The organism is Fluviirhizobium alvei, from assembly GCF_030551875.1.
GTDB classification, from domain to species: domain Bacteria; phylum Pseudomonadota; class Alphaproteobacteria; order Rhizobiales; family Rhizobiaceae; genus Rhizobium_E; species Rhizobium_E alvei.
This window is the reverse complement of record NZ_JAUOZU010000006.1, coordinates 588221-611738: the sequence shown is the minus strand read 5'-3', so window position 1 is coordinate 611738 and position 23518 is coordinate 588221. Positions and strand designations below refer to the sequence as shown.

General features: G+C 59.5%; 19 protein-coding genes and 1 tRNA gene. 7 read left to right on the top strand and 13 right to left on the bottom strand.

Annotated features, from left to right (window positions below; all coding sequences use genetic code 11):
- Nucleotide 1: 1 nt before the first annotated feature.
- The 6 genes from Q4481_RS09295 to Q4481_RS09270 form a co-directional block, all read right to left on the bottom strand.
- Entirely contained in the window at nucleotides 2-364 is a 363-nt protein-coding gene (locus tag Q4481_RS09295) for a cupin domain-containing protein (protein WP_304376059.1), read from the bottom strand.
- Between the two features lie 153 nt (nucleotides 365-517).
- Nucleotides 518-1807: a nucleotide disphospho-sugar-binding domain-containing protein gene (locus tag Q4481_RS09290; protein ID WP_304376058.1), complete on the bottom strand. Its 1290-nt coding sequence runs from the start codon at nucleotides 1805-1807 to the stop codon at nucleotides 518-520.
- 14 nt (nucleotides 1808-1821) lie between these two features.
- Entirely contained in the window at nucleotides 1822-2871 is a 1050-nt protein-coding gene (locus Q4481_RS09285) for an ABC transporter ATP-binding protein (protein WP_304376057.1), read from the bottom strand.
- Nucleotides 2868-3656, bottom strand: coding sequence for an ABC transporter permease (locus Q4481_RS09280; RefSeq protein WP_304376056.1), 789 nt, complete (start codon nucleotides 3654-3656; stop codon nucleotides 2868-2870). The genes Q4481_RS09285 and Q4481_RS09280 overlap by 4 nt, the downstream gene beginning before the upstream one ends.
- Nucleotides 3649-4518 carry an ABC transporter permease gene (locus Q4481_RS09275; RefSeq protein WP_304376055.1) on the bottom strand — a complete coding sequence of 290 codons (870 nt, stop codon included), beginning with the start codon at nucleotides 4516-4518 and terminating at the stop codon, nucleotides 3649-3651. Before Q4481_RS09275 ends, Q4481_RS09280 begins: the two co-directional genes overlap by 8 nt.
- A gap of 141 nt (nucleotides 4519-4659) precedes the next feature.
- Nucleotides 4660-5715, bottom strand: coding sequence for a polyamine ABC transporter substrate-binding protein (locus Q4481_RS09270; RefSeq protein ID WP_304376054.1), 1056 nt, complete (start codon nucleotides 5713-5715; stop codon nucleotides 4660-4662).
- 316 nt (nucleotides 5716-6031) lie between these two features.
- Between Q4481_RS09270 and Q4481_RS09265 the strand changes: the two genes are divergently transcribed.
- Genes Q4481_RS09265 through Q4481_RS09255 form a run of 3 tightly spaced genes read left to right on the top strand, consistent with a single transcriptional unit; the run spans nucleotide 6032 to nucleotide 9719 of the window.
- Complete coding sequence (locus tag Q4481_RS09265; protein WP_304376053.1) at nucleotides 6032-6961, top strand: GntR family transcriptional regulator; 930 nt, start codon at nucleotides 6032-6034, stop codon at nucleotides 6959-6961.
- Between the two features lie 9 nt (nucleotides 6962-6970).
- The gene (locus Q4481_RS09260; RefSeq protein ID WP_304376052.1) at nucleotides 6971-8236 is read left to right on the top strand and encodes a glycosyltransferase; all 1266 of its coding nucleotides are present in this window, start codon (nucleotides 6971-6973) and stop codon (nucleotides 8234-8236) included.
- Nucleotides 8237-8243: 7 nt separating this feature from the next.
- The gene (locus tag Q4481_RS09255; protein ID WP_304376051.1) at nucleotides 8244-9719 is read left to right on the top strand and encodes an aldehyde dehydrogenase family protein; all 1476 of its coding nucleotides are present in this window, start codon (nucleotides 8244-8246) and stop codon (nucleotides 9717-9719) included.
- A 15-nt stretch (nucleotides 9720-9734) separates the two neighbouring features.
- Here the strand turns inward: Q4481_RS09255 and Q4481_RS09250 are convergent, their stop codons facing one another.
- The 3 genes from Q4481_RS09250 to Q4481_RS09240 form a co-directional block, all read right to left on the bottom strand.
- Entirely contained in the window at nucleotides 9735-10376 is a 642-nt protein-coding gene (locus Q4481_RS09250; protein ID WP_304376050.1) for a GDSL-type esterase/lipase family protein, read from the bottom strand.
- Nucleotides 10377-10531: 155 nt separating this feature from the next.
- Nucleotides 10532-11683: a serine hydrolase domain-containing protein gene (locus Q4481_RS09245; RefSeq protein WP_304376049.1), complete on the bottom strand. Its 1152-nt coding sequence runs from the start codon at nucleotides 11681-11683 to the stop codon at nucleotides 10532-10534.
- Between the two features lie 31 nt (nucleotides 11684-11714).
- The gene (locus Q4481_RS09240; protein ID WP_304376048.1) at nucleotides 11715-11960 is read right to left on the bottom strand and encodes a DUF982 domain-containing protein; all 246 of its coding nucleotides are present in this window, start codon (nucleotides 11958-11960) and stop codon (nucleotides 11715-11717) included.
- 248 nt (nucleotides 11961-12208) lie between these two features.
- On the opposite strand from Q4481_RS09240, the gene Q4481_RS09235 reads away from it, so the two are divergent.
- Nucleotides 12209-15001: a cation-translocating P-type ATPase gene (locus Q4481_RS09235; RefSeq protein ID WP_304376047.1), complete on the top strand. Its 2793-nt coding sequence runs from the start codon at nucleotides 12209-12211 to the stop codon at nucleotides 14999-15001.
- 48 nt (nucleotides 15002-15049) lie between these two features.
- On the opposite strand, the gene lepB is transcribed toward Q4481_RS09235, so the two are convergent.
- Together lepB and Q4481_RS09225 are read right to left on the bottom strand one after the other, a co-directional pair.
- A complete protein-coding gene (lepB, locus tag Q4481_RS09230; RefSeq protein ID WP_304376046.1) occupies nucleotides 15050-16069 on the bottom strand; it encodes a signal peptidase I in 1020 nt (339 codons plus the stop codon).
- 62 nt (nucleotides 16070-16131) lie between these two features.
- A tRNA-Ser gene (locus Q4481_RS09225) sits at nucleotides 16132-16221 on the bottom strand.
- A 377-nt stretch (nucleotides 16222-16598) separates the two neighbouring features.
- Between Q4481_RS09225 and Q4481_RS09220 the strand changes: the two genes are divergently transcribed.
- Nucleotides 16599-16838, top strand: coding sequence for a hypothetical protein (locus Q4481_RS09220; protein ID WP_304376045.1), 240 nt, complete (start codon nucleotides 16599-16601; stop codon nucleotides 16836-16838).
- 10 nt (nucleotides 16839-16848) lie between these two features.
- Here the strand turns inward: Q4481_RS09220 and recG are convergent, their stop codons facing one another.
- Nucleotides 16849-18954 carry an ATP-dependent DNA helicase RecG gene (gene recG, locus Q4481_RS09215; protein WP_304376044.1) on the bottom strand — a complete coding sequence of 702 codons (2106 nt, stop codon included), beginning with the start codon at nucleotides 18952-18954 and terminating at the stop codon, nucleotides 16849-16851.
- A 91-nt stretch (nucleotides 18955-19045) separates the two neighbouring features.
- On the opposite strand from recG, the gene Q4481_RS09210 reads away from it, so the two are divergent.
- A complete protein-coding gene (locus Q4481_RS09210) occupies nucleotides 19046-19351 on the top strand; it encodes an FAD assembly factor SdhE (RefSeq protein ID WP_304376043.1) in 306 nt (101 codons plus the stop codon).
- 1 nt (nucleotide 19352) lies between these two features.
- Nucleotides 19353-22850 (top strand): transcription-repair coupling factor, encoded by a 3498-nt coding sequence (gene mfd / locus Q4481_RS09205; RefSeq protein WP_304376042.1) that lies wholly within the window; start codon nucleotides 19353-19355, stop codon nucleotides 22848-22850.
- 13 nt (nucleotides 22851-22863) lie between these two features.
- Here mfd and Q4481_RS09200 read toward each other — a convergent pair whose 3' ends face one another.
- Complete coding sequence (locus Q4481_RS09200) at nucleotides 22864-23511, bottom strand: DsbA family oxidoreductase (RefSeq protein WP_304376041.1); 648 nt, start codon at nucleotides 23509-23511, stop codon at nucleotides 22864-22866.
- Nucleotides 23512-23518: the final 7 nt, after the last annotated feature.

The window sequence follows — 23518 nt, the reverse complement described above, 5'->3', positions numbered from 1 at the left end:
ATCAAACCAGCATGTAGATGTTTCGCATCGTCTCATGGACGGTGCATTCACCGGTCCATCCGGCCTTGAACATCACCGCCGTACCGGGCGAAACTTCGACCACTTCACCATCATCCGAACGATAGGTCGCGGAGCCTGAAACGAAATGGCAGAACTCGTCGCGCGGGATCGACAGGCGCCAACGCCCGGGAGTGCAGACCCAGATGCCTGTCTCCGGCTGGTTGTTCGGCCCCTTGAAGAGAAGGCGGCCGGTGGATTTCGACACGCCTTCGATCGCATCCGACTGCACCCCCCAATCGACGAGGTCATCGAAAGTGGTGGCATTGTGGATGTGGGGTGCGGTGGTTTTCAGTGTATCGGTCATGAGTATCTCCCAATATGAAGTATCCCCCTCATCCGGCGCTCTGCGCCACCTTCTCCCCGTCGGAGAGAAGAGGGAGTTTGCAGCGCCGTTGCGGGTCTCCACTCCCCAGCGGGGAGAGGTCCGCCGATCGAAGCGGAGCCGGGGTGAGGGTGGTCAGGCCCGGTAAGCCCCCGTCTTGACCAACTCGTCCAGGATCTTCGCCGCCTTCTCCGGGCCGTTCTGCGCCTGCATGTGCGCCGAAGTGGCGGCAAGTTTCGCCTTCATCTTCGGGTCGTTGATCATATGGTCGAGCTTGGCGGCCAGTTCTTCATCGGTCCAATCGTAGCGCGGCATCTTGAAGCCATGACCGGTCTCGTCGACGCGGGTCGCATTGTCGTGACCGTCCCAGACATAGGGCATGATGATGGCGGGCTTGCCGAAATAGAGGCATTCTGTGAACGAGTTGTTGCCGCCGTGATGGATGACGGCATCGACCTGCGGAATGACCGACGGCTGCGGGAACCAGCTTTCGATTACCACATTGCCCGGAACATTTTCGTACTGGTCCTTATAGTCGCCGACATTGACGAGCGCGCGATAGGGCAGTTTGCCGATCGTTTCGATCAGGCGCTTCAGAAGATCGGTATCGCCGGCACCGAGCGAGCCGAACGAGATATAGATCAGCGGCTTGTCGTTGTTGGCGGCAAAGGTCGGCACCTCGTAGGGCTTTTCCTTGCGGACGCAGCCTTCGAGATACTGGAACTGGTTGGGATCGAGCGGATGTTCGCGATCGAACTTCGCCGGCTCCGGATAAAGCAGCAGGTTCATGAATGGCGAGGCTTCGAAGAACTGGCCGATCGGATAGGCCGCTTCGCCGGTCGAGGCAAGGAAGGCGTTGTAATCGTCATGGATCGGCTTGATCACCTCGTTGAAGTGATCGCGATAGGCCTTGTGGCCTTCGTAATCGTCCTGGCGGCAACCGGAGAGATGCGGCGGGATCTTGGGATCCTCGATTTCGTTTTCCGAGCAGGAAATGATGCGCACCCAGGGCTTGCCGAAATGCTTGATCGCCGGAAACAGGATGACATTGTCGACGCAGATCATGTCGGGATTGATTTTGGCCAGCACGCCCGGCAGGTCCTTTTCGGCCCATTTGGCGCTGTCGACGATCGCCGTCCAGCAATCCTTCACATAATTGTCGATCTGGTCGTAAGGGCTCTTGCGGAAGTTCGGGATATGGCCGTTGATGAAATCTTCCCAGAACTTTGCCATCTGTTCGGGCGGCATCGGCTCGGACAGATTGACCGGATGGGCTTCAAATCCATAGCCCTGATAGACCGACACGAAACCGGGATCGGACAGGAAGACTGCCTTGTGGCCGAGCGCTTCGACAGCCTGGGCGATGCCGACAGAGTTGAGGGCCGGCCCGAAGGCGGCCTCCGGGAAAAATGCGATGGTTGCCATGGTCTAGTCCTCCGTCAGAAGAGTCTGCATTTGTCTGGATTGAAAATCAGCGAGACGGTTTGTCCGGCCTGGAACTTGTGCCCGTCACCGGCAGGAACGCGCACGAGGATCGGCTGGGCCGATGCCGGGCTGCGCACATGCAGAACGCGATCAAGCCCGTGATAGGCGATATCCGCAATCGTGCCCTTGAGGCCGTCACCATCCGGCGACAGGCTGATATTCTCGGGGCGGATGGCGAGCACTGCTGCGCCGGGCGCTCTCGTGGCACCGATTGCCAGACGATAGCCATCGGCGACAAAGTGGCCGCCAGCTTCGATCGTTCCCTCGATGAAGTTCATGATGCCGATGAAATTGGCGACGAAACGGTCATTCGGCCGTTCGTAGATTTCTTCGGGACTGCCGACCTGCAGCAGCTTGCCATCACGCAGGATCGCCATGCGATCGGCCATCACGAGAGCTTCCTCCTGGTCGTGTGTGACGATCACGAAAGTGATGCCGGCCTCATGCTGCAGGCGCTTGAGCTCGAGCTGCATCTTCTCGCGCAGCTTCTTGTCAAGCGCGCCGAGCGGTTCATCTAGCAGCAGTAGCTTTGGCCGTTTCACGAGAGCACGGGCCAGAGCCACGCGCTGTTTCTGGCCACCGGAAAGCTGGTCCGGCTTGCGCTCGGCAAATGTCGTCAGATCGGTTGCGGCGAGCGTCTCATCGACACGACGACGGATTTCCGATTTGTCGAGCCCTTCCATTTCCAGACCGTAATTGAGGTTCTGGCGCACCGTCATGTGCGGGAAAAGCGCATAGGACTGGAACATCAGGTTCAGCGGCCGCTTTTCCGGCGGCAGCCGGGTGATATCGCTGCCTGAAAGCAGGATCGCACCGGAGGTCGGCACTTCAAAGCCCGCCAGCATGCGCAGAAGCGTGGTCTTGCCGCAGCCGGACGGCCCGAGAAGGGCGAAGAACTCGTTTTCCATAATGTCGATCGACACGTCATCGACCGCCCGCACGGGGCCGAACGTCTTGACGATCTTCTCGATCCTGAGAAGCGGTTTCTTGGTGTTTTCCGTCATGGGGCAAGCTGTTCCCGGTTGACCCACTGCGAGATCAGGAGAGCGGTAGCGCTCACCCCCATCACCAGCGTGGCAAGCGCATTGATTTCCGGAGTGATGCCGAAGCGGATCATCGAATAGATCTGCATCGGCAGCGTGATCGAGGAACGGCCGGCACCGGCCGTGAAGAAGGCGATGATGAATTCGTCGACCGAGAGCGTGAAGGCGAGCAGCGCGCCGGCAACGATCGCGGGCAGGATCACGGGAAAGGTGACCCGCCAGAAGGTTGTCCAGCCGGACGCGCCGAGATCACGCGAGGCTTCGACGATCGAATAATCGAAATTCTTAAGACGCGCCCGCACCACCGAGGAGACGAAGGCGAGGTCGAAAATCACGTGGCTGACGATGATCGTATGCAGGCCCATCGTGACGTTGAGGCGCGACAGGAAGGAGAGAAGCGCTACGGCCAGTACGATATCGGGAATGACCATCGGAGCAAAAGCCAGCGCCTCGAGCGCATTGGACTTGCGCCGGCGGCTTTCCATCCCGAGCGCCAGCATGGTGCCGAGAGCGGTGGAAATCAGTGTCGCGAAGACTGCCACGACGAGCGTGTTGCCGGCGGCTTGCAGGATGTCCTTGTTGGCGAAAAGCGCGCTATACCATTTTGTCGAAAAGCCTGACCAGCTGGTCGGCAGGCCGCTATCGTTGAAAGAGAGCCCGACCAGCACCGCGATCGGCAGATAGAGAAAGCCGAACACCAGAACAAGCGTCAGACGGCCATAGAGTTTTTCGCGGGTCTTATGCATCGGCCTGCACTCCCGCGCGTTCGCCCGACGCATGCGATGTGGCGCGTGCCTGCAGAAGCAGAAGGATGACCATGACCGCGATCAGCACCATGCCGAGCGCGGCACCGAACGGCCAGTCGTTGGCGGTGAGGAACTGGTCGTAAACGAGGTTGCCGATCATCTGGAAACGACCGCCACCCAGAAGCGCCGGAGTGACGAAATTGCCGATCGACAGCACGAAGACGAAGACTCCCCCGGCGGCAACGCCCGGCATGGTCAAGGGCAGGGTCACGCGGAAGAAGGTGCGGATCGGTCCGGCACCAAGGTCACGCGAGGCTTCCATGAGTTCGGGATTGAGGCGGCTGAGCGTCGAATAGATCGCGAGGATCACAAACGGCAGATAGTTGTAGACGAGGCCGGTGATGACTGCCCCCTCTGTATAGAGCATGCTGAGCGGTTCGCCGGTGTAGCCGAGCGTGGACAGAACATTGTTCACCAGGCCTTCGCGGTTCAGGAGAACGATCCAGGCATAGGTGCGGATCAGGTAGTTGCTCCAGAAGGGCAGAACGGCAAAGAAAAGCAGGATCGGCTGCGAACGGCGCGGGGCTCGCGAGATGGCATAAGCGGCCGGATAGGCGATCAGAATGGCAATCAGCGTCGCCGTCAGCGCAATCCGGGCAGAGGTCAGGAAGATCTTGGCGTAAAGCGGATCTGCGACCCGTTTGAAATTCTCGAGCGTGAAGACAAATTCGATCCCGCCCCACATGCCGCGTTCGAAAAAGGCATAAACCAGCACCAGTGCACATGGAATGACCATGAACAGGACCAGCCATAGGATCGCCGGTGCGGCGATGAGATTGGGACGGGCGGCGTTAAAGGACATCGGGGTTCCGCTGGGTCAGGCAGTCATCGAACCGCTGGAATGAATGCGGTTTCTTGGCGAAAGCGATGCGGAAAACCGTTTCCGCATCGCCATTGTCAGTTGGTGATCCGGAACCGACTTGACGGCTCCGGAAGAGGCAGATCAGTTGGCAGCCTTGATTTCGCTGACAGCGCGCGAATAGTCTTTCATCGAAGAACCGAGGTCACGCAGCAGTTCGTATTTCACCAGATCCGCCGGTGCCATGGCCATGTTGGGATACTGGTCGGCGAGTGCGGGATCGAGGCTTTCCATCGCCGGCTTGTTCGGAACCTTGTAGAGAATGTTGGTGGCCGCCCAGGCATGGTTCTTGGCATCGAGTATGTAGTTGATGAACTTCATCGCCGCTTCCTTCTTTTCGGAAGCCTTCATCACCACGATCGTATCGACCCAGAGGTCGGAACCTTCCTTCGGAACGGTGAACTTGATGTCCTTGTTTTCGGTGATGCCGTAATTGCACCAGCCGTCCCAGGCGTGGACGAGGGAGGCTTCGCCGGAGACGAGCTTCGAATAGAAGGTCGTGTCATCGTAGGCGAGCAAGGATTTCTTCGCTTCGATCAGTAGGTTCTTGGCTTCATCGATCTTCGCCGGATCCTTTTCGTTGACCGAATAGCCCTTGGCGAGCAGGCCTGCTGCCATCAGCCAGCGGTCGGTGGCGAGCATCGTTACCTTGCCCTTGAGTGCCGCATCGGGCGCAAGCAGGTTCATCCAGCTGTCGACCGGGGTCTTGACGAGATCGGAACGATAGCAAAGGCCGGTCGTGCCCCAGGTATAGGGAACCGAATAGACATTGCCCGGATCGTAAGCCAGTTCGGCTGCTTCCGGATAGAGATTGGCAAGGTTGGGGATCGCAGCATGATCAAGCGGCTCGACCATACCCTGGCCATTGAGGATTTCGGCGAACGGCGACGAGACGAAGACGACGTCATAGCCCTTGCCGCCGCCGGCCATGATCTTGCCCATCACCTCTTCGTTGGTCGCATGGTTGACGACCTCGATTTCAATGCCCGTTTCGGCCTTGAAAGTCTCGGCGATATCCTTGGCCATATAGCCGTCCCAATTCGAAATGACGAGATCGGCGGAGAAGGCGGCACCGGCCGAAAGGGCAAGGCCGGAGATCGTGGCGGCAACGATGCGGTTAAATCGTGCGAATGCGGACATCGCGATAAGTCTCCCATGGTTGGCGCCACCATCCTGGCCGGCGCAAAACGGACAAGGGCAAACGGCGATCACCCCGGAGGTGGTCGGACCGCTTGCCAGCAATTGCGGTTCCCAAGCGCCTGGTCGTTTTCGATCTCGTCGTTCTCGATCCAATCGGCTCGATCTTCTCGGTCGCTTTCCCTGTTAGTATTATTTGAAAAAAAAATACGTCAACCATGAATCGATCGGATTCAGAATTTTATCGACGGCACTTGCGGAACGCGCCTGGAAAAGGCAGCATGAGCATCGGTCTTGGACGAGTGGAAAGCCACGCTTCATGGAAGAAAACAGCGGCAAAGTCCGCCATCGGCATGTCGAACTGGCGCAAAAAATACTCGATTACATAATCGAACGCGGTCTGCCGCAAGGGGGGCGGCTGACCGAGCAAGCCCTGGCATCTCATTGTAATGTTTCAAGAACGCCGATCCGGAAGGCGCTTTCCATTCTCGCGGACAAGGGAATCGTGCGGCCGGAACCGGAAGGCGGATACCAGCTGGCGATCGATCCGGCATCCTTTTCGGGCCTCGCTGAAGAAACGATCCCGGCCGAGGAAAACGAGATCTACAGCGCCATTCTGCGTGATGTCGGTGCCGGGCGGATCGGCGATTCCCAGACGGTGGCCTCGCTGCAACGGCGCTACAATGCCTCCAGAAATGCTGTACAAAACGCGCTGATGAGACTGGCTGAGGAGAATCTGGCCGAACGGGCGCCGGGCCAGCAATGGCTGATCAAGCAATTTGCGATCTCGGGCGATGCGGTGGCCAAGAGCTATGAATTCCGCCTGGCCTGCGAACCGCTTGCGCTGACGATGCCGGGCTTTCGTCGCGATGCGGCTGCCATGATGTCGCTCCGCCAGTCGATGGAATTTCTCAGGGCCCAGAGCGAAAGCCAGTTCGATCACAAGCTGTTCGAGCGAACGGATTTCGATTTTCACATGCTGATTGCCAAGGGATCGGGCAATCCCTTCATGTCGGAGGCGCTGATCACGCATCACAGGCGGCGCAAGACCTCGCAGCCGCAGATGCATGTCAATCTTTTCCGGTTGATGCAGTCCAATCTCGAACATCTGCAGATTCTTGAGCAGATCGAACGGGAGCAGTTCGATCTTGCCGCTGATCTCCTGAGAGTGCATATCCAGCTTTCGCATTTCGAGCGGCCGCGCCTTGCCGGGCGTGGTGTGCCGATCGCCTTCCGCATTGCAGGTTAATCCGTCCCCATGAGCCAGCCCAAAATCATTGCCCTTTTTCCCGAAGCCAGTTTTGGTGCGGCGCTCAACTGTATCGGGATTGCCCAGGAACTGCGGCGGATGGGCGCGCGTCCCGTTTTCATCTGTCATGAGAATTTCCGGGGCGTCTTTTCCGAATATGGCTTCAGCGAATATAGCCTCACGACCTCGGACAATCAGGGCGAGGTGGCCTGGACCGATTTCATCAACCGCCACAAGGATGCCTTTCGGCAGACACCCGAAGAGCAGATCTCCAGCTATATCGTGCCGACCTGGGATGCGATCGTCGATACCGCTATCCGGGCCGAAGAACCGCTGAGGCGACTTCTGGCGCAGATCCGGCCTGCTGCGATCGTCATCGACAATGTGGTGATGTTTCCGGCGGTGGCGCGCTCCGGCGTGCCATGGGTTAGGGTGGTCTCCTGCGCCGAGACCGAACTTCCGGATGACACTGTTCCGCCCTATCTTTCAGGCTGCAGCGGCACAAGGGATGAAAGCTGGGACCGTTTCTCCAATCGCTACAGTCGCGAAATCCAGGCCGTTCACAAGCGCATGAACGCCTTCCTCGGCGAAAGCGGTCTCAAGCCCTATGCGGCCAACGAATTTCTGGAAGCATCACCCTACCTCAATCTGCTTCTGTCGCCGGAGATCGTGCGGTTCAATCGAAGCAAGCCCTTGGATCCCAAGCGGTTCGTTTATCTCGATGGCTGCGTGCGGCGTGAAGCGCCCTATGCGATGCCGGTCTTCGCCGCCCATAACGACAAGCCACTGGTCCTGACCAGTTTCGGCAGTCTCGGCGCCATGGATGTGCCGATGATCAAGCGCATGATCGCCGTCTTCGCGCAGTTGCCGTTCCGTTTCATCGTCAATGCCGGCCCCTGGCGCGACGATTATGATTCGGTGCCGGATAATGTGCTGCTCGAAAGCTGGTTTCCGCAGCCGTCGCTTGTCGAACAGTCGAGCGTCTTCATTCACCATGGCGGCAACAACTCCTTCTGCGAGGCGCTTTATTACGGCGTGCCTTCCTTGGTGATGCCCTATTGCTGGGACGGGCATGACAATGCCACCCGCGCCGAGGAAACCGGCGTCGGACGCAAGATCAACCGCTATCTGTGGCAGGAGGACGAACTGGCCCGATCGATCCTGTCTCTAGCCGGTGACGCCAAGATGCGGGCGCGGCTCGAAGACAATAGCGCAAGAATGAAAAAGGCAGCCGGTGTCACCGTCGCTGCCAAGGCCATCCTAGATCTGCTCTGAGGGAACCATGCAGGACAAGCTCTTTATCGATGGAAAATGGTGTGCGCCGGCAAAGGGCGGCATGCTCGATGTGATCGATCCGGCCACCGAGGCGGTCTTCCACAAGATCCCGGCCGCAACGGCAGACGATGTCGATCTGGCTGTGAAAGCCGCCCGCAAGGCTTTCGACGCCGGTCCCTGGCCGAGAATGACGGGAGCCGAGCGTGCGTCCTATCTGCGCCGCATGGCTGAGAAGATCCGCGAGAAGAAGGATTTTCTCGCCCGCATGGAAGTGCGCGACAATGGCAAGCCCTTGCCGGAAGCAGCCTGGGACATGGATGACGTTGCCGGCTGTTTTGATTTCTACGCCGGTCTCGCCGAAGAGCAGGATCAGAAGCCGCAAGAAGTGATCCCGCTCGGTGATGCGCGTTTCTCCTGCAAGGTGGTCAAGGAACCGCTGGGGGTCGTCGGTGCGATCACGCCCTGGAACTATCCGCTTCTGATGGTGGCCTGGAAGGTTGCGCCCGCGCTTGCCGCAGGCTGCACCATGGTGTTGAAGCCCTCGGAACTCGCTTCGCTCACCACGCTGGAACTCGGCGTGATCGCCGAGGAAGTCGGGCTGCCAGCCGGGGTTCTCAACATCCTGACGGGCCTCGGCGTCGATGCCGGACAGCCGCTCACCGAGCATCCGCTGGTCGACAAGCTCGCCTTTACGGGATCGGTCGCCACAGGCCGCAAGGTCATGATCGCCGGTGCCCAGGACATCAAGAATGTCAGTCTCGAACTCGGCGGTAAATCGCCCTTCGTCGTCTTCGCCGATTCCGATATCGAACAGGCGGTCGAATGGATCATGTTCGGCATCTTCTGGAATCAGGGGCAGGTCTGTTCTGCGACATCGCGCGTGCTCATCGAGGAAAGCGCCTATCCGAAAATCCTCGCGCGCCTCTGCGAAGAAGCCGCCAAGATCAAGATCGGCAACGGACTGGACGACGGCACCCTGCTGGGACCGATCGTTTCGAAGGGCCAATATGACAAGATCCTCGCGGCCATCGAACGCGGCAAGGCCGAAGGGGCGACCGTTGCTTCGGGTGGCAAGCGACCGGCAGGGCTCAATACGGGCTATTTCCTCGAACCCACCGTTCTGACGGATATGAGTGAGGAAAGCTGGGTCTGGAAGGAGGAGATCTTCGGGCCGGTCGTCTGCGTCAAGCCGTTCAAGGACGAGGCGGATGCGATCCGCATGGCCAATGACAGCCGGTTCGGCCTTGCCGCCGCCGTGATGTCGAAGGACAAGGCGAGGGCGGAGCGGGTCGCACGTGCGTTCCGGGCCGGCATCGTCTGGGTCAACTGCTCGCAGCCGACCTTCACCGATGCGCCCTGGGGCGGCTACAAACAATCCGGGATTGGCCGCGAACTTGGTCGCTGGGGGTTCGAGAACTATCTCGAGACCAAGCAAATCACCGGTTTCGACAGTGACGAGCCCTGGGGCTGGTACATCAAGTAACGATTGGTATTATCATCATTTGCCGGCCGAGAGTGTTTCTGCTTCGGTCGGCATTTCCTTGAAGGCCGCTGCGATCGCCGCATGGATCACCCGGTAGCCTGGACGCCGGAAATGACCGAGATCATCGGCATAGTTCTCGCAGAGCGAGCGCGTCTTGCCATCACGAATTTCCGCTGCCTTTCGCCCCTGACCATATAGACCGCAGGTCAAAAGGTCCGGATCGATCTCTATAAACCTAAGGCCCGGCTTTCCGTCTGCCCATCGGCTCACGGTCCGGTTCAGCGACAACCGTTCGCGATCGAGAAAATGAAAATCCGAACCTTTCGGCGGGACACCGACGATCATGATCGCCAACCGTGGCCAGATCGCTTGCAGTCGATGGACCGATGCCTCGATGCCGGCGGCGATGGCGCAGGTGGGTGGTGCCGGTTGATTGAGATTGTTGGTGCCGATCAGCAGGATGGCGCGTTTCGGCTGCGGTTTCCGTGCCGGCAACTGATCGAGGAGCCAGAGGAGGTTCTGGGTCTTGCTACCGCCAACCGCGAAATTCCACACCCGTTGTCCGGCGAACTGGTTGGCAACCATATCCTCGGGCCAGTAGGCGAGCAGCGAATCGCCGATCAACAACAGGTCGGTTGCGTCCGGAATGGAGGCCATCCTGTCCTGGAGTCGGGTTTTCCCCGCATCCCAATCGATCGGCGCCGGCGTGGTTGCTGTGGCAACCGCGGTTGCTTCGCAAGCATGCGCCCCCGCTGCTGCAAGAAGCGAGCCCAGCAGCGACAGCAGCAAACAGCCTTTTCGAAAACCGATCGTCACAGGGCCTCGGATAGGGCGCGGAAAAGAGACAGTATCTCTTGGTCGAGCGCTGCATCGACCGGCAACGGCTGGCAGGATTGCTTGACCGCGACGACGGATTTTTCCCGATCGATGTAGATCCACTGACCATGGATCCCGATGGCAAATAGCGTTCCGGGCCAGGCGGCCGGCCGATACCATTTGGACCGGTAGGTCGCCTTTGGGAAAAGGGTGATCATGTCGCCGCGGCTCCAGGCCTCCGAATCGCCGCCGCTCGTAATGTCTTCGATCCAGGATGCCGGAATGACCTGACGACCATCGACCTGGCCAAGGTTGCACAGCATGTTGCCGAAGCGGGCGAGGTCAGCAATCGTGGTGCAGATGCCGCCGGCGGTGCGCGCCGCTCCATGGCGGTCGACGGTTACCAGCGCATCGGATTCGGAGCCAAGTGGCTGCCACAGACCCCGGCTCATCAATTGAGCCAGCGTTTCGCCCGATGCCCGCTCGAGGATCCAGCCGAGGAGATCGGAATTGGGCGAAACATAGTGAAAGCGATGGCCGTGCGGTTCGGTACCACGCTTGAGCGTCGGCAGGAAATCATGCAGACCGCCCTGATAGGCAAAATTGGTGGGCGGGTTCCAGTCCATGGCGACACGGTAGCGGGCGACATCGCCGAGCGGATCGAGATAGTCCTCGATAAAGCGGATCGACACCGTCATGTCGAGTACATGACGCACCGTCGCATCTTCATAGGCCGAGCCCGCGATTTCAGGCACGTAGTGGCTTACGGGTGCGTCCGGAACAAGCTTGCCTTCCGCCACCAGTACGCCGGCGAGCGTTGCCGTGATCGATTTCGAGACCGAGAAGACGATATGGCGGTCGGAAGGTTCGACACCGGGTCGATAATAGTCGGCGACAACGGAACCATTTTTCAAGACCATGAACGCATCGGTATAGCTGCCGTTGAGTAGATTGGTGGCGGTCGTCTCTCCAACGGTCAGCGTGTCGAGATCGAGCCTTTCGCCCTTTGGCTGCGGCGAGGCCGTTCCATTTCCGGCAGCAATGTTATGGCATGTCACCAGACGGTCGACATGGCGGAAGGACCAGCTGTTCTGGGGATGAAGGCGCCAGTTGGAGAGGTCGGCGGGCATTTCGGTTTCACTGGTCATGATTGCCTCGGTCTCGTGGGGAACTTGCCGTTCAGCTCTTGGTTTCGATACCGGCTTCAAGCGCGGCCGCCACGAAGGCGCGCCTTGCATCTTCGGGCGATTTCTTGCCTTCGGCAACGGCTGCACAGATGAGGAGCGCGCGGTCCAGCGCCGGCCCATCCTCCAGCGGCCAATCCTCGATCATGGCCCAGGAGGCTTCGGTTGCGTTATGGATGGTCGTGAATTTTCCCGGGGCTTCGAGCGCCAGAATGACGGGTTTGGTCCAGGTGTCGCGCATGATTTTCTTTCGCTGTTCGTGACCAGCGATAGCATTGGCATCAGGCGTGATCCAGAGCCCTCCTTGTACGATTTTGACCGAAATGACGGCTCTTTGCCTGAGGCTTGCGGATTGCCTATCGGAGCGTCAGTTGACCCAAATCAATTCCAGTGCAGGAGTTTCGAATAGCAATGAGCCATTCGCTCGATCTGATTTGATTGAACCCTATTGTCTCAAATGCCTGTTCGTCACAGCCCAGAGGATAGTCGATGACCACTGAAGATCGATCTTCGCCTTTGCCCGCGGCTCCCTGGGCCATGGAATGCGATCGGCTTTCGGAAGCGATGCAATCCGATCCGCATAGTGGCTTGAAAAATGACTGTGTATCCGAACGGTTGAGGCAATTCGGACCCAATCGGCTCGCAGATGCGGCTACCGTTCCGGCCTGGCGAAAATTTGTCGCCCAGTTTGCCGATACGCTCGTGTTTCTTTTGATCGCCGCAGCGATCATCTCGGCCATCATCTGGTTCCTCGAAGGGGAAGGCGGATTGCCATTCGAGGCCTTGGCGATCCTTTCGATCGTCTTCCTCAATGCGATCATGGGTTTCGTGCAGCAGGCACGCGCGGAGGAAGCCTTGTCAGCCTTGCGCGAAATGTCGGCGCCGCAAGCCAATTGCGTTCGCGATGGCGAACGCCAGCGCATCGCTGCCGCCGATCTGGTTCCCGGTGATATCATCCTTCTCGAAGAGGGCGACACGGTGGCCGCTGATGCGCGGCTGCTTGACGCTATTGCGCTCAAGGCTGCGGAGGCATCCCTGACCGGGGAAAGCCTTGCCGTGCAGAAGGATATCACGACCCTCAATGCCGACACCGTTCTCGGCGACCGGTTGAACATGGTGTTTTCAGGAACCGCGATCGTCGGCGGTCATGGACGTGCGATCGTCACGGCCACAGGGATGCGGACAGAAACAGGTCGCATCGCCGCAATGCTCGAAACCGCAAAGGACCAGCAAACGCCGCTGCAACGGGAACTCGATCGCGTCGGGCGCATGTTGGGTCTGGTGGTCCTTGTCATCGCGGTCGCCATGATCGGGGCTCTGTTGCTCATCAATCCCGCCCAATCGCTCTCCGAACTGTTCGGTATTCTGATCTTCGGCGTTGCGCTTGCCGTTGCGGCCGTCCCGGAAGGATTGCCGGCGATCGTCACCGCCGTTCTTTCCATCGGGGTGCAGCGCATGGCAGCCCGCAATGCAATCGTCCGCAAACTCGCCTCCGTCGAAACGCTCGGCTCCGCCAATGTGATCGCCTCCGACAAGACCGGAACCCTGACCAAAAACGAAATGACGGTACGGCAGATTCTGACTGCCAGTGGCCGGATCGAGTTCGACGGGTCAGGCTATATCCCGGATGGGGCCTACCGCATGGAGGCAGACGATGAGGCGGACCTTGAAGCGGAAATGCTGGAAGCGCTTGATGCCGCCAGATGCGCCAACAATGGCGTGCTCGAACAGCAGGCCGATCGATGGGTTATCGAGGGCGATCCGACCGAACTTGCCCTGCTGACGGCAGCCCGCAAGGTGGAACCCGAATTTGCGCCACGTTTCGAGCGCGTGGGTGAAATTCCGTTCTCCTCGGAACGCAAGATGATGACCACGTTGAACCGCGAGCACGAAAGCGGCCATCTCGTTGCCTTCTCCAAAGGCGCACCCGATGTGCTGCTCAAGCATTGCCAGCAGGAAATCATCGGCGGCGAGGCGCGTCCGCTCACCGAGGCGAGACGGCTCGAAATCCTTGCAGCCAACGACCGGATGGCGGCCGATGCCTTGCGGACGCTTGCGGTTGCGAGCCGCCGGTTTCCGGCAGGCAGCATCGGCACAGACGATGATCCGGAACGCGGGATGGCCTTCCTCGGCCTGTTCGGCATGATCGATCCGCCACGCCAGGAAGCCATGTCCGCCGTGGCGCGCGCCCGTGAGGCCGGCATCCGGGTGGTGATGATTACCGGCGATCACCCCAAGACGGCGGCCGTGATTGCCGCCAAGCTCGGCATCGACGATCACCATGTGGTGACAGGTGCCGATCTGGCGAAGATGGAGGAGATAGAACTCGACCGGACTGTCGCGATAGCCTCCGTCTATGCCCGCGTCGATCCCGCCCACAAGCTCGCCATCGTCGGTGCCCTGCAGCGCCAAGGTTCTACTGTCGCCATGACCGGTGACGGCGTCAATGACGCGCCGGCCTTGAAGGCCGCAGATATCGGCATTGCCATGGGCATTACCGGAACCGACGTTTCCAAGGGAGCCGCAGACATCATTCTCGCCGATGACAATTTTGCAACCATCGTCGCGGCGGTGGAGGAGGGGCGGGCGATCTTTTCCAACATCCGGAAATTTCTTCGCTATCTCCTGTCATCGAATGTCGGCGAGGTCATGACCATGTTCTTCGGCGTGGCGCTTTCCGGCTTCCTCGGCCTGACCGAAGCTGGTGGGGGCGTCGCGCTGCCCTTGCTGGCCGCCCAGATTCTGTGGATCAATCTGGTCACGGATGGTGCGCCCGCGCTTGCGCTCGGCGTCGATCCGGCCTCGCGCATGACGATGCACCGGCCACCGCGGCCGATGGGCGAGGGGGTCATCACGGCGGCGATGTGGCGGGGGATTATCCTGGTCGGCTTTGTGATGGCGACTGGCACGCTCGGCATGCTCGATGCCTGCCTTCCCGGTGGATTGATCGCTGGAACCGGCACGATGGACTATGCGAGAACGATGGCGTTCACCACCTTGACGCTCTTTCAGCTGTTCAACGTTCTGAATGCCCGTTCGGATGATCGCAGCGCCTTCGACGGGCTGTTTTCGAACCGCATTCTCTGGGGCGCCATTGCCTTTTCCGTCAGCCTGCATGCCATTGTCATCTATGTGCCGATGCTGCAGCAGGCTTTCTCGACCGTGCCTCTGCGTGCCGACGACTGGCTTCTCTGTGCCGCGGTCGCCAGTTCGGTTCTGTGGCTGCGCGAGTTGTCGAAATGGATCGAGCGGATTTGGCACCGAAACATGGGACGGAGCTAGAACCAAGAACTGCCACCATCAATGAGCGGCAGGAGGGCTGACATCAGCCTATTCGACCGGTTTCCAAACAATCTTTCGGGTCTGCCCATTCCACAGAATGACAACGGCCTTGCCCAGGATAGCCTGCCGGTCGACGAAGCCGAACTCTTCATACCGGCTGTCGAGGGACAGGTTTCTGTTGTCGCCCATCAGAAAATAGCTGTTGTCCGGCACTAAATAGTCGCCCTTACCATCCGAATTGACGCTCTCATCCATCAGGATTTGATAGGAGCGGCCATTGGGTAACGTCTCGGTGAAGGGTGAAATGGTTCGGGCGCCAACGGCCCCCGCATTCGAACCGCCTTTGACAGCCTGAAGGCTCACCTGCACGCCATTGATCGACATCAGACCATTTTCGAGACGGATCCGGTCACCAGGCAAGCCCAGGATCCGCATGTTGTAGGAGTATTCGCCCTTTTCGAACACGATGACATCGCCGCGTTCGGGCTCATCAAAGACATAGGCAAACTTTTCGACAACCAGATGATCGCCAACATTCACATTCGGGCTCATGGAGCCCGAAGGGATCGAGAACGGTTGGTAGCACAGGCCGCGGAAGGCGACGACGAAAATCTGGGAGGCAGCCAGGATCGCAATCAGCGAATACCAACACGAGTAGAATTTGAATGGCACCGGATAGGCGTTTGTATTCGCGAGCCAGTATGCATGGAATGCTCCAACGACGTTGAGGCTCAGGATGATGATCAGCATGGAATCATCCGCCAACGAGAGCGGCAGGCTCATGACATGCGCGACCAACACCTTCCCGCCGACCAGAAGAAATGGCGCAAAGATGTATGCAACGGCGAGCCACCCCCGATTAAGATAGCACATGCCGATAACCGGCCCGAAGACAAGTGTCACGAATGCCGTAGCCCAGGGTTTCCTTGTCTTGAATGCCTGCATTATCAATGCCACCCACTGGCTCGCGCGGAAAATCAATCCGATATATGATTGAAACTCATGTTTTGTCGCCCCGCCGAACAAAAAGCCAGCACGATTTTTGATATGCCCAACACAACTGAGCATTGTCTGGTTCGAAACAACATTTCTGATGAAAAACGAGAGTGATTGTGAGCGTGCAAAGCACCTGGCGGATGGGGTGGGATTCGAACCCACGGTACGGTTTCCCGCACGCCGGTTTTCAAGACCGGTTCCTTAAACCACTCGGACACCCATCCAAGAAATTGAATTGATTACGGAAAGACTGTTTTCAGTCAATATTGAAAGCGTCGTTTTATGCCGCTTTGCTACCAACTCAATTCTGCGAGGTCTTCTTAGCAGCTTTGATTGCAGCGTCAACCTGTCCGACGGCGTCATTCTTCTCTCCTGGCATCGCCAGATCCCTTCTATTGGCACGATGCCAGCGGAGGCGTCTTGACCGATCGGCTTAGCAAGAACGATATCGTCATCCAGTAAAGCCCGCCATTGCTGCAGCGCCACGACGATCCAATGTCGGAAGCCCGGCGGCCAAATAGACCTGCGACATTCTGTCCACCTGTGTACGGATCTGGGTTGCACTAGTATTGCGCCGATAATGAAAAGTTTAGGTGCTTTGATGAAGCGAGATTTTCTTGAGACGTCCATAAATGAGCAGTTCAAGAATCTTCTTTTGGACTCGATCTGGCAAAATGGAGAGATGACGCGGGAGGAGATTCTCAATGCCGTGTTCTGCTCGCTAGAAGAAGCAATAGGTCAGCTTGAAACCGGCGGCTATATCGAGATCGAGCAGGCTCCCAACCGGGAAAGCCATCTGGATGTCTTCAGACCGGCCATGGGCCGTGCACTTTCAGCCTGATCTTGTAAAATCATCCTGCCTGCAGAAAACGGATCGCTTCATCACGGCGGAAGAAGTAGAGAAGCGTCCGCAGCGCCTGGCCGCGCTCAGACATAAGCCCAGCATCGGTTTCCAGAATATAGTGGGCGTCATTGCGGGCGGTCTCGAGAAGGTCGGCATGCGCTTCAAGGCTTGCAATCGCAAAGCCGGGCGTGCCGGATTGGCGCGTGCCGAGCAATTCGCCTTCGCCACGCAGTTTCAGGTCCTGTTCGGCGATGATGAAACCATCTTCGGTCTCGCGCATGATCTTGAGCCGCGCCTGGGCATTTTCGCTCAGCTTGCCCTTGTAGAGCAGGATGCAGCTCGATGCCTCGGCGCCGCGTCCGACCCGGCCGCGCAACTGGTGCAGCTGAGCGAGCCCGAACCGTTCGGCATGTTCGATCACCATGATCGTCGCATCCGGCACATCAACGCCGACCTCAATGACCGTGGTGGCAACAAGCAGGCGCGTTTCGCCATTTTTGAAACCGAGCATAACGGCATCCTTCTCGGCTCCGGTCATGCGGCCATGGATGAGCGCAACATCCTTGCCGAAGAATTGCGTGAGGACCGCGTGCCTTTCCTCGACACTCATGAGTTCGCTTTCCTCGGTTTCCTCCACCAGCGGGCAGATCCAGTAGATCTTGCGGCCCTCCGATAGCGCTACCTTCATCCGGTCGATGAGATCGCCGATCCGTTCGGCGGGCATGATCACGGTCTGGATCGGTTTGCGGCCAGCGGGCTTTTCTGTGAGACGCGAGACATCCATGTCGCCGAAGGCGGCGAGCACCAGCGTGCGGGGAATGGGGGTGGCCGTCATCACCAGCATGTGGGGCGAAATGCCCTTGGCGGTGAGCCTGAGACGCTGATGGACGCCGAACCGGTGCTGTTCGTCGACGACTGCAAGGCGAAGATCCTTGTAGGTCACATTGTCCTGGAAGAGCGCATGGGTACCGATGACGATGTTGGTCTCTCCCGAGGCTATGCGCCCGAGAATATCGTCGCGTTCGCGGCCCTTGGCGCGGCCGGTCAGGATATCAATTTTCAACCCGGTTCCTTCGGTCATCGTGCCAAGGGTGGCCAGATGCTGGCGGGCAAGAATTTCCGTCGGCGCCATCAGCACCGCCTGACCACCACTTTCAACTGCGGCCAGGATCGCGGCCAGCGCGACGACCGTCTTGCCGGCACCGACATCGCCTTGCAACAGCCGCAGCATTCGCATGTCACCGGCCATATCCTTCAGAATATCGGCGATTGCGGCTTGCTGGCTGCGCGTCAGCGAGAATGGGAGTTTCGCGAGAACCGGTCGAGTGAGCTTGCCTGTGGCGATCACCGGCTTGCCTTCCACCTTTCGTAAAGTCGAACGCACCAGCGCCAGCGATAGCTGGCCGGCGAGGAATTCGTCATAGGCAAGCCTGCGGTAAGCCGGTGCCTGCGGATCGAGATCGGCGGCATCGCGCGGATTGTGGAGTGCCCGGACGGCCTCGGCAACCGCGGGAAATCCCTGTTTGGTGACAAAGGGGCGATCCTGCCATTCGGGAAGGTCGGGCAGGCGTGCCACCGCAGCCTCGATGGCTTTGCGCAAAAGCTTGGGCGAGAGGCCCGCGGTCAAGGGATAGACCGGTTCGACCAGAGGCAGGCTTTCGCCTTCAGAGAGACGGGCGACATGGTCCGGATGCACCATCGTCGGCCGGCCATTGAACCAGTCGGCCTTGCCCGACACCATAACCATCTCATCAATCGGCAGTGCCTTTTCGAGCCAGTTGCCCTTGGCGCGGAAAAAGACGAGCGAAAGTTCGCCGGTATCGTCCTGCAGGAAGACGCGGTAGGGAACATTGGCCTGGCCGCGCGGCGGCGGCTGGTGACGATCGACGCGAGCGGTGACGGTGACTATGCCGCCCTGTGGCAGATAGGCAATGCCGGGCTGCTGGCGTCGGTCGATCAGTGAATGTGGCAGGTGCAGGACGAGATCGATGACGCGGCAGTCCTCGATCGATTCGCGACCGAGCAGGCGCGCATAGAGTTCGCCGCTCTTGGGGCCGATGCCCGGGAGCGAGGTCAGGGAAGCAAACAGGGGATCGAGCAGGGCAGGGCGCATGGTGCCATTTCAAACTGCAAAAGCGCCCTTGGCAAGGCTGACAATCCGGAATTCAGAAGATATAGAGAGCGCCAAAGCAAAGGTGATCGATATGACTGGCCCGACCCGCTCCACCGCAGACCTTGATCCCCGCCGTCGGCGCATGCTGTTTCGCGCCTGGCATCGCGGCATTCGCGAGATGGATCTGATTTTCGGTCAGTTCGCCGATCTGGAACTTGCCGGTCTCGAAGGCGAGGATCTTGAAGAGTTCGAACGCATTCTTGCCGAGGACGATACCGATCTCTTCAAATGGATCTCGGGCGAAAAGCCGATGCCGGATCATCTCAAGACGCCGCTCTTTGCCCGCATCGTTGCCTTCCGGCCGGAAGAAGCCTTCAAGCCGGTGACGGACCTCTGACATGATCGCCGGCTTCAATGCAAAGGCCGTGCTCGCCGACCGGCAGGGCACCATCATCGGCAATGTGCCAGCGGGCGTGGAAGCGCTCGTGCTGGCAGACCTTGCCCGGACCGGCCAGCCGATTGCCTATATCGTGTCCGACGGCCAGCAGATCGTCGATCTCGAACAGATGTTGTCCTTCCACGCGCCGGAAATACCGGTGCTGGTGCTGCCGGGCTGGGATTGCCTGCCTTATGACCGAGTGTCGCCCGGGACCGATGTCTCCGCCCGGAGACTGGCGGCGCTGTCTGGATTGATCCAGCATGCGAAGAAGCCGCATCCCGCCATTCTCCTGACGACCGCCAATGCGCTTCTGCAACGGCTGCCGCCGCGCTCGGCGATCGCCTCCATGGCCTTTTCGGCCCGTCCCGGACAGACGATCCGGATGGAAGAAATCGCGCTGAAACTGGAGAAGAACGGTTTCGAGCGGGTAGCAACCGTTCGCGAAGTCGGTGAATTTGCCGTTCGCGGCGGCATCCTCGATGTCTTCATGCCCGGCTCCGAGCAACCGATGCGGCTGGATTTCTTCGGCGATTCACTCGAGACGATCCGCTATTTCGATCCCGCGACCCAGCGCAGCACAGGCCAGGCCAAATCGCTCGATATCAATCCGATGAGCGAAGTGGCGCTCGATCCGGATTCGATCAGCCGTTTCCGCAAGAACTATCTCGGTCTGTTCGGCGCCGCCACGCGTGACGATGCGCTCTACCAGGCGATCTCCGAGGGCCGCCGCTTCGCCGGCATGGAACATTGGCTGCCGCTCTATTTCGAACAGCTCGAAACCCTGTTCGACTATCTCGACGGCTTCCGGATCGTGACCGACCACAACCTGCTGCAGGCCGCTGGCGAACGGTTCACGCTGATCCGCGATTACTACGAGGCGCGTCTCGAAACCGGTAATGCCAAGAAAGGGCTGAGCCAGGGCACGCCCTACAAGCCCGTACCGCCCGACCAGCTCTATCTTTCCGATGAACAGGCTGCCCTTGAGCTGAGACGGCACGCCGCAATCCGCATCACGCCTTTCAACGAGCATGAAGGCGAGAGCCGCAAGGTCATCACACTTGAAGCACGGCCCGGCATGCGCTGGGCGCGCGCTGGCGAAGTCGAAGCCGATACGCGCGTCAATGTCTTCGAAGCGGCGGTCCGCCACATTGCCGATCACCGCGCCCGTGGCGACAAGGTTCTGGTTACGGCCTGGACGGAAGGTTCTCTCGACCGGCTCCTGCAGGTGCTTGGCGAGCATGGTCTTGAGAAGGTCGTGCCCATCAGCCGGCTTGACGATATCGCCAGGCTCAAGACGGGTGAGGCGGGGTCGGCTGTCCTCAATCTCGAGAGCGGGTTCGAGACCGGATCCCTGATCGTCATCGGCGAACAGGATATTCTCGGCGATCGTCTTGTGCGCCGGTCCAAGCGGCGGAAGAAGAATTCCGACTTCATTTCCGAAGTGACCTCGATCGAGGAAGGTTCGCTCGTCGTCCATGCCGAACACGGGATCGGCAAGTTCATCGGGCTCCGGACCATCGAGGCAGCCGGTGCGCCGCATGCCTGTCTCGAACTGCAATATGCCGGTGGCGACAAGCTGTTCCTGCCGGTCGAGAATATCGAACTGCTGTCCCGCTACGGATCGGATCAGGAAGGTCAGCTCGACAAGCTTGGCGGCGTGGCATGGCAGGCGCGCAAGGCCAAGCTCAAGAAGCGTTTGCTCGATATGGCCGCCGGCCTCATCAAGGTCGCAGCCGCCCGCACCATGCGGCATGCGCCGGTTCTCGGGGCGCCGGAAGGGCTTTACGACGAGTTTGCCGCCCGCTTCCCCTATGATGAAACCGAAGACCAGGCCAATGCGATCGATGCGGTTCGCGACGATCTCGGCGCCGGCCGGCCGATGGATCGGCTCATCTGCGGCGATGTCGGCTTCGGCAAGACTGAAGTCGCGCTACGCGGCGCCTTCATTGCGGCCATGAACGGGGCGCAGGTGGCGGTGGTGGTGCCGACGACACTTCTCGCCCGCCAGCATTTCAAGACCTTTTCCGAACGGCTGCGTGGCTTTCCGATCAAGATCCGTCAGGCGTCGCGTCTGGTCGGCCCCAAGGAACTCGCCGAAACGAAGAAGCTTCTCGCCGAGGGCAAGATCGATATCGTCGTTGGCACCCATGCGCTCTTGGGCTCCGGCATCAAGTTTGCCAATCTCGGCATGCTGATCATCGATGAGGAGCAGCATTTCGGCGTCAAACACAAGGAGCGGCTGAAGGAGCTGAAAAGCGACGTGCATGTGCTGACGCTATCGGCAACGCCGATCCCGCGCACCCTGCAGCTGGCCTTGACCGGCGTGCGCGAACTGTCGCTGATCACCACGCCACCGGTCGACCGTATGGCGGTGCGGACTTTCGTGTCGCCCTTCGATCCGCTCGTCATCCGCGAAACGCTGATGCGCGAACACTATCGTGGCGGCCAGAGTTTCTATGTCGTGCCGAGGATTGCCGATCTCTCCGAAATCGCCGATTTCCTGCGCGAAGCCGTGCCTGAACTCAAGGTGGCGACAGCGCATGGCCAGATGCCGGCCGGCGAGCTCGACGACATCATGAATGCCTTCTATGACGGCCAGTATGATGTGCTGCTATCGACCACGATCGTCGAATCCGGTCTCGATGTGCCGACAGCCAACACGCTGATCGTGCACCGGGCCGACATGTTCGGCCTCGCCCAGCTCTACCAGATCCGCGGCCGTGTCGGCCGTTCGAAGGTCAGGGCCTTTGCGCTTCTCACGCTGCCGGCCAACAAGACCTTGACCGGTATGGCCGAGAAGCGGCTGAAGATCCTGCAGTCGCTCGACACACTCGGCGCAGGCTTCCAGCTCGCCAGCCACGATCTCGACCTGCGCGGCGCCGGCAATCTTCTGGGCGAAGAACAGTCCGGCCATATCAAGGAAGTGGGTTTCGAACTCTACCAGCAGATGCTGGAAGAGGCAGTCATGGAGATCAAGGGCGAGGAAGAGATCGAGGATAGCGGTTGGTCGCCGCTGATTTCGGTTGGCGCCTCGGTGATGATTCCCGAGACCTACGTTCCGGACCTGCATCTGCGGATGGGGCTTTACCGCCGGCTCGGCGAATTGCGCGATCTCAAGGAGATCGATGGTTTCGGCGCCGAACTCATCGATCGCTTCGGCTCCTTGCCGGAGGAAGTCGAGCATCTGCTCAAGATCGTCTATATCAAGTCGCTCTGCCGCACGGCCAATGTCGAGAAAATCGAGGCCGGGCCGAAGGGCGTCGTCATCCAGTTCCGCAACAAGCTGTTCCCGAACCCGGCGGGTCTAGTCGGCTATATTTCACGGCAGGGAACGCTGGCGAAGATCCGGCCCGATCATTCGATCTTCCTGGCACGCGACCTGCCCAAGCCGGAAAAGCGACTGGCAGCGGCAGCTCAGGTGATGATGCAACTGGCGGAAATTGCGGGGCAGGGCTGAGCCCTGCCTCAGTTCATTTCATGTCGGCGATCTGGTTGAGCGCGTTGGCGAAGACCTCGACATTCTGCGCGCCGGAAATGGCATATTTGCCATCGACGACAAAGAAGGGCACGCCGGTGATGCCGAGCGAATGGGCGCGGTCCATGTCGGCTTTCAATTCGGCAACATCCTCGTCACTGTCGAGATAGGCAGAGACGCGGTCTCCGGGCAGGCCGGCATCCGCAGCTATTGCGAGCAGCACGTCGCGATCGGCAACGTTCTTGCCTTCGACGAAGTTGGCACGGAACAGCGCCTGGGCAACCTTGTCCTGCACCGCAGCGCCTTCCTGGCCGGCTAAGTGCAGGAGACGATGGGCGGCAAAAGTGTTCGGAAAAACCTTTGCCTTTTCAAGTTCGAAGGGCAGGCCGATTTCCTCGCCGAGCGATTTCAGCATTGCATGCGAGCGGGAAACCTGGTCGCGACCGCCGATCTTGCGGGCGAGATAATCGAACGTATCGTAACCTTCGTCCGGCACATTCGGGTCGAGCTGGAAGGGGCGCCATTCGATCTCTGCAGCGATCTTGTCGGAAAGTCCCTCCAGCGCAAGCTGCAAGCGCTTCTGCCCCAGATAGCACCAGGGGCAAACCACGTCGGAATAGATGTCGATCTTCAGGCTTTTCATGAACTTT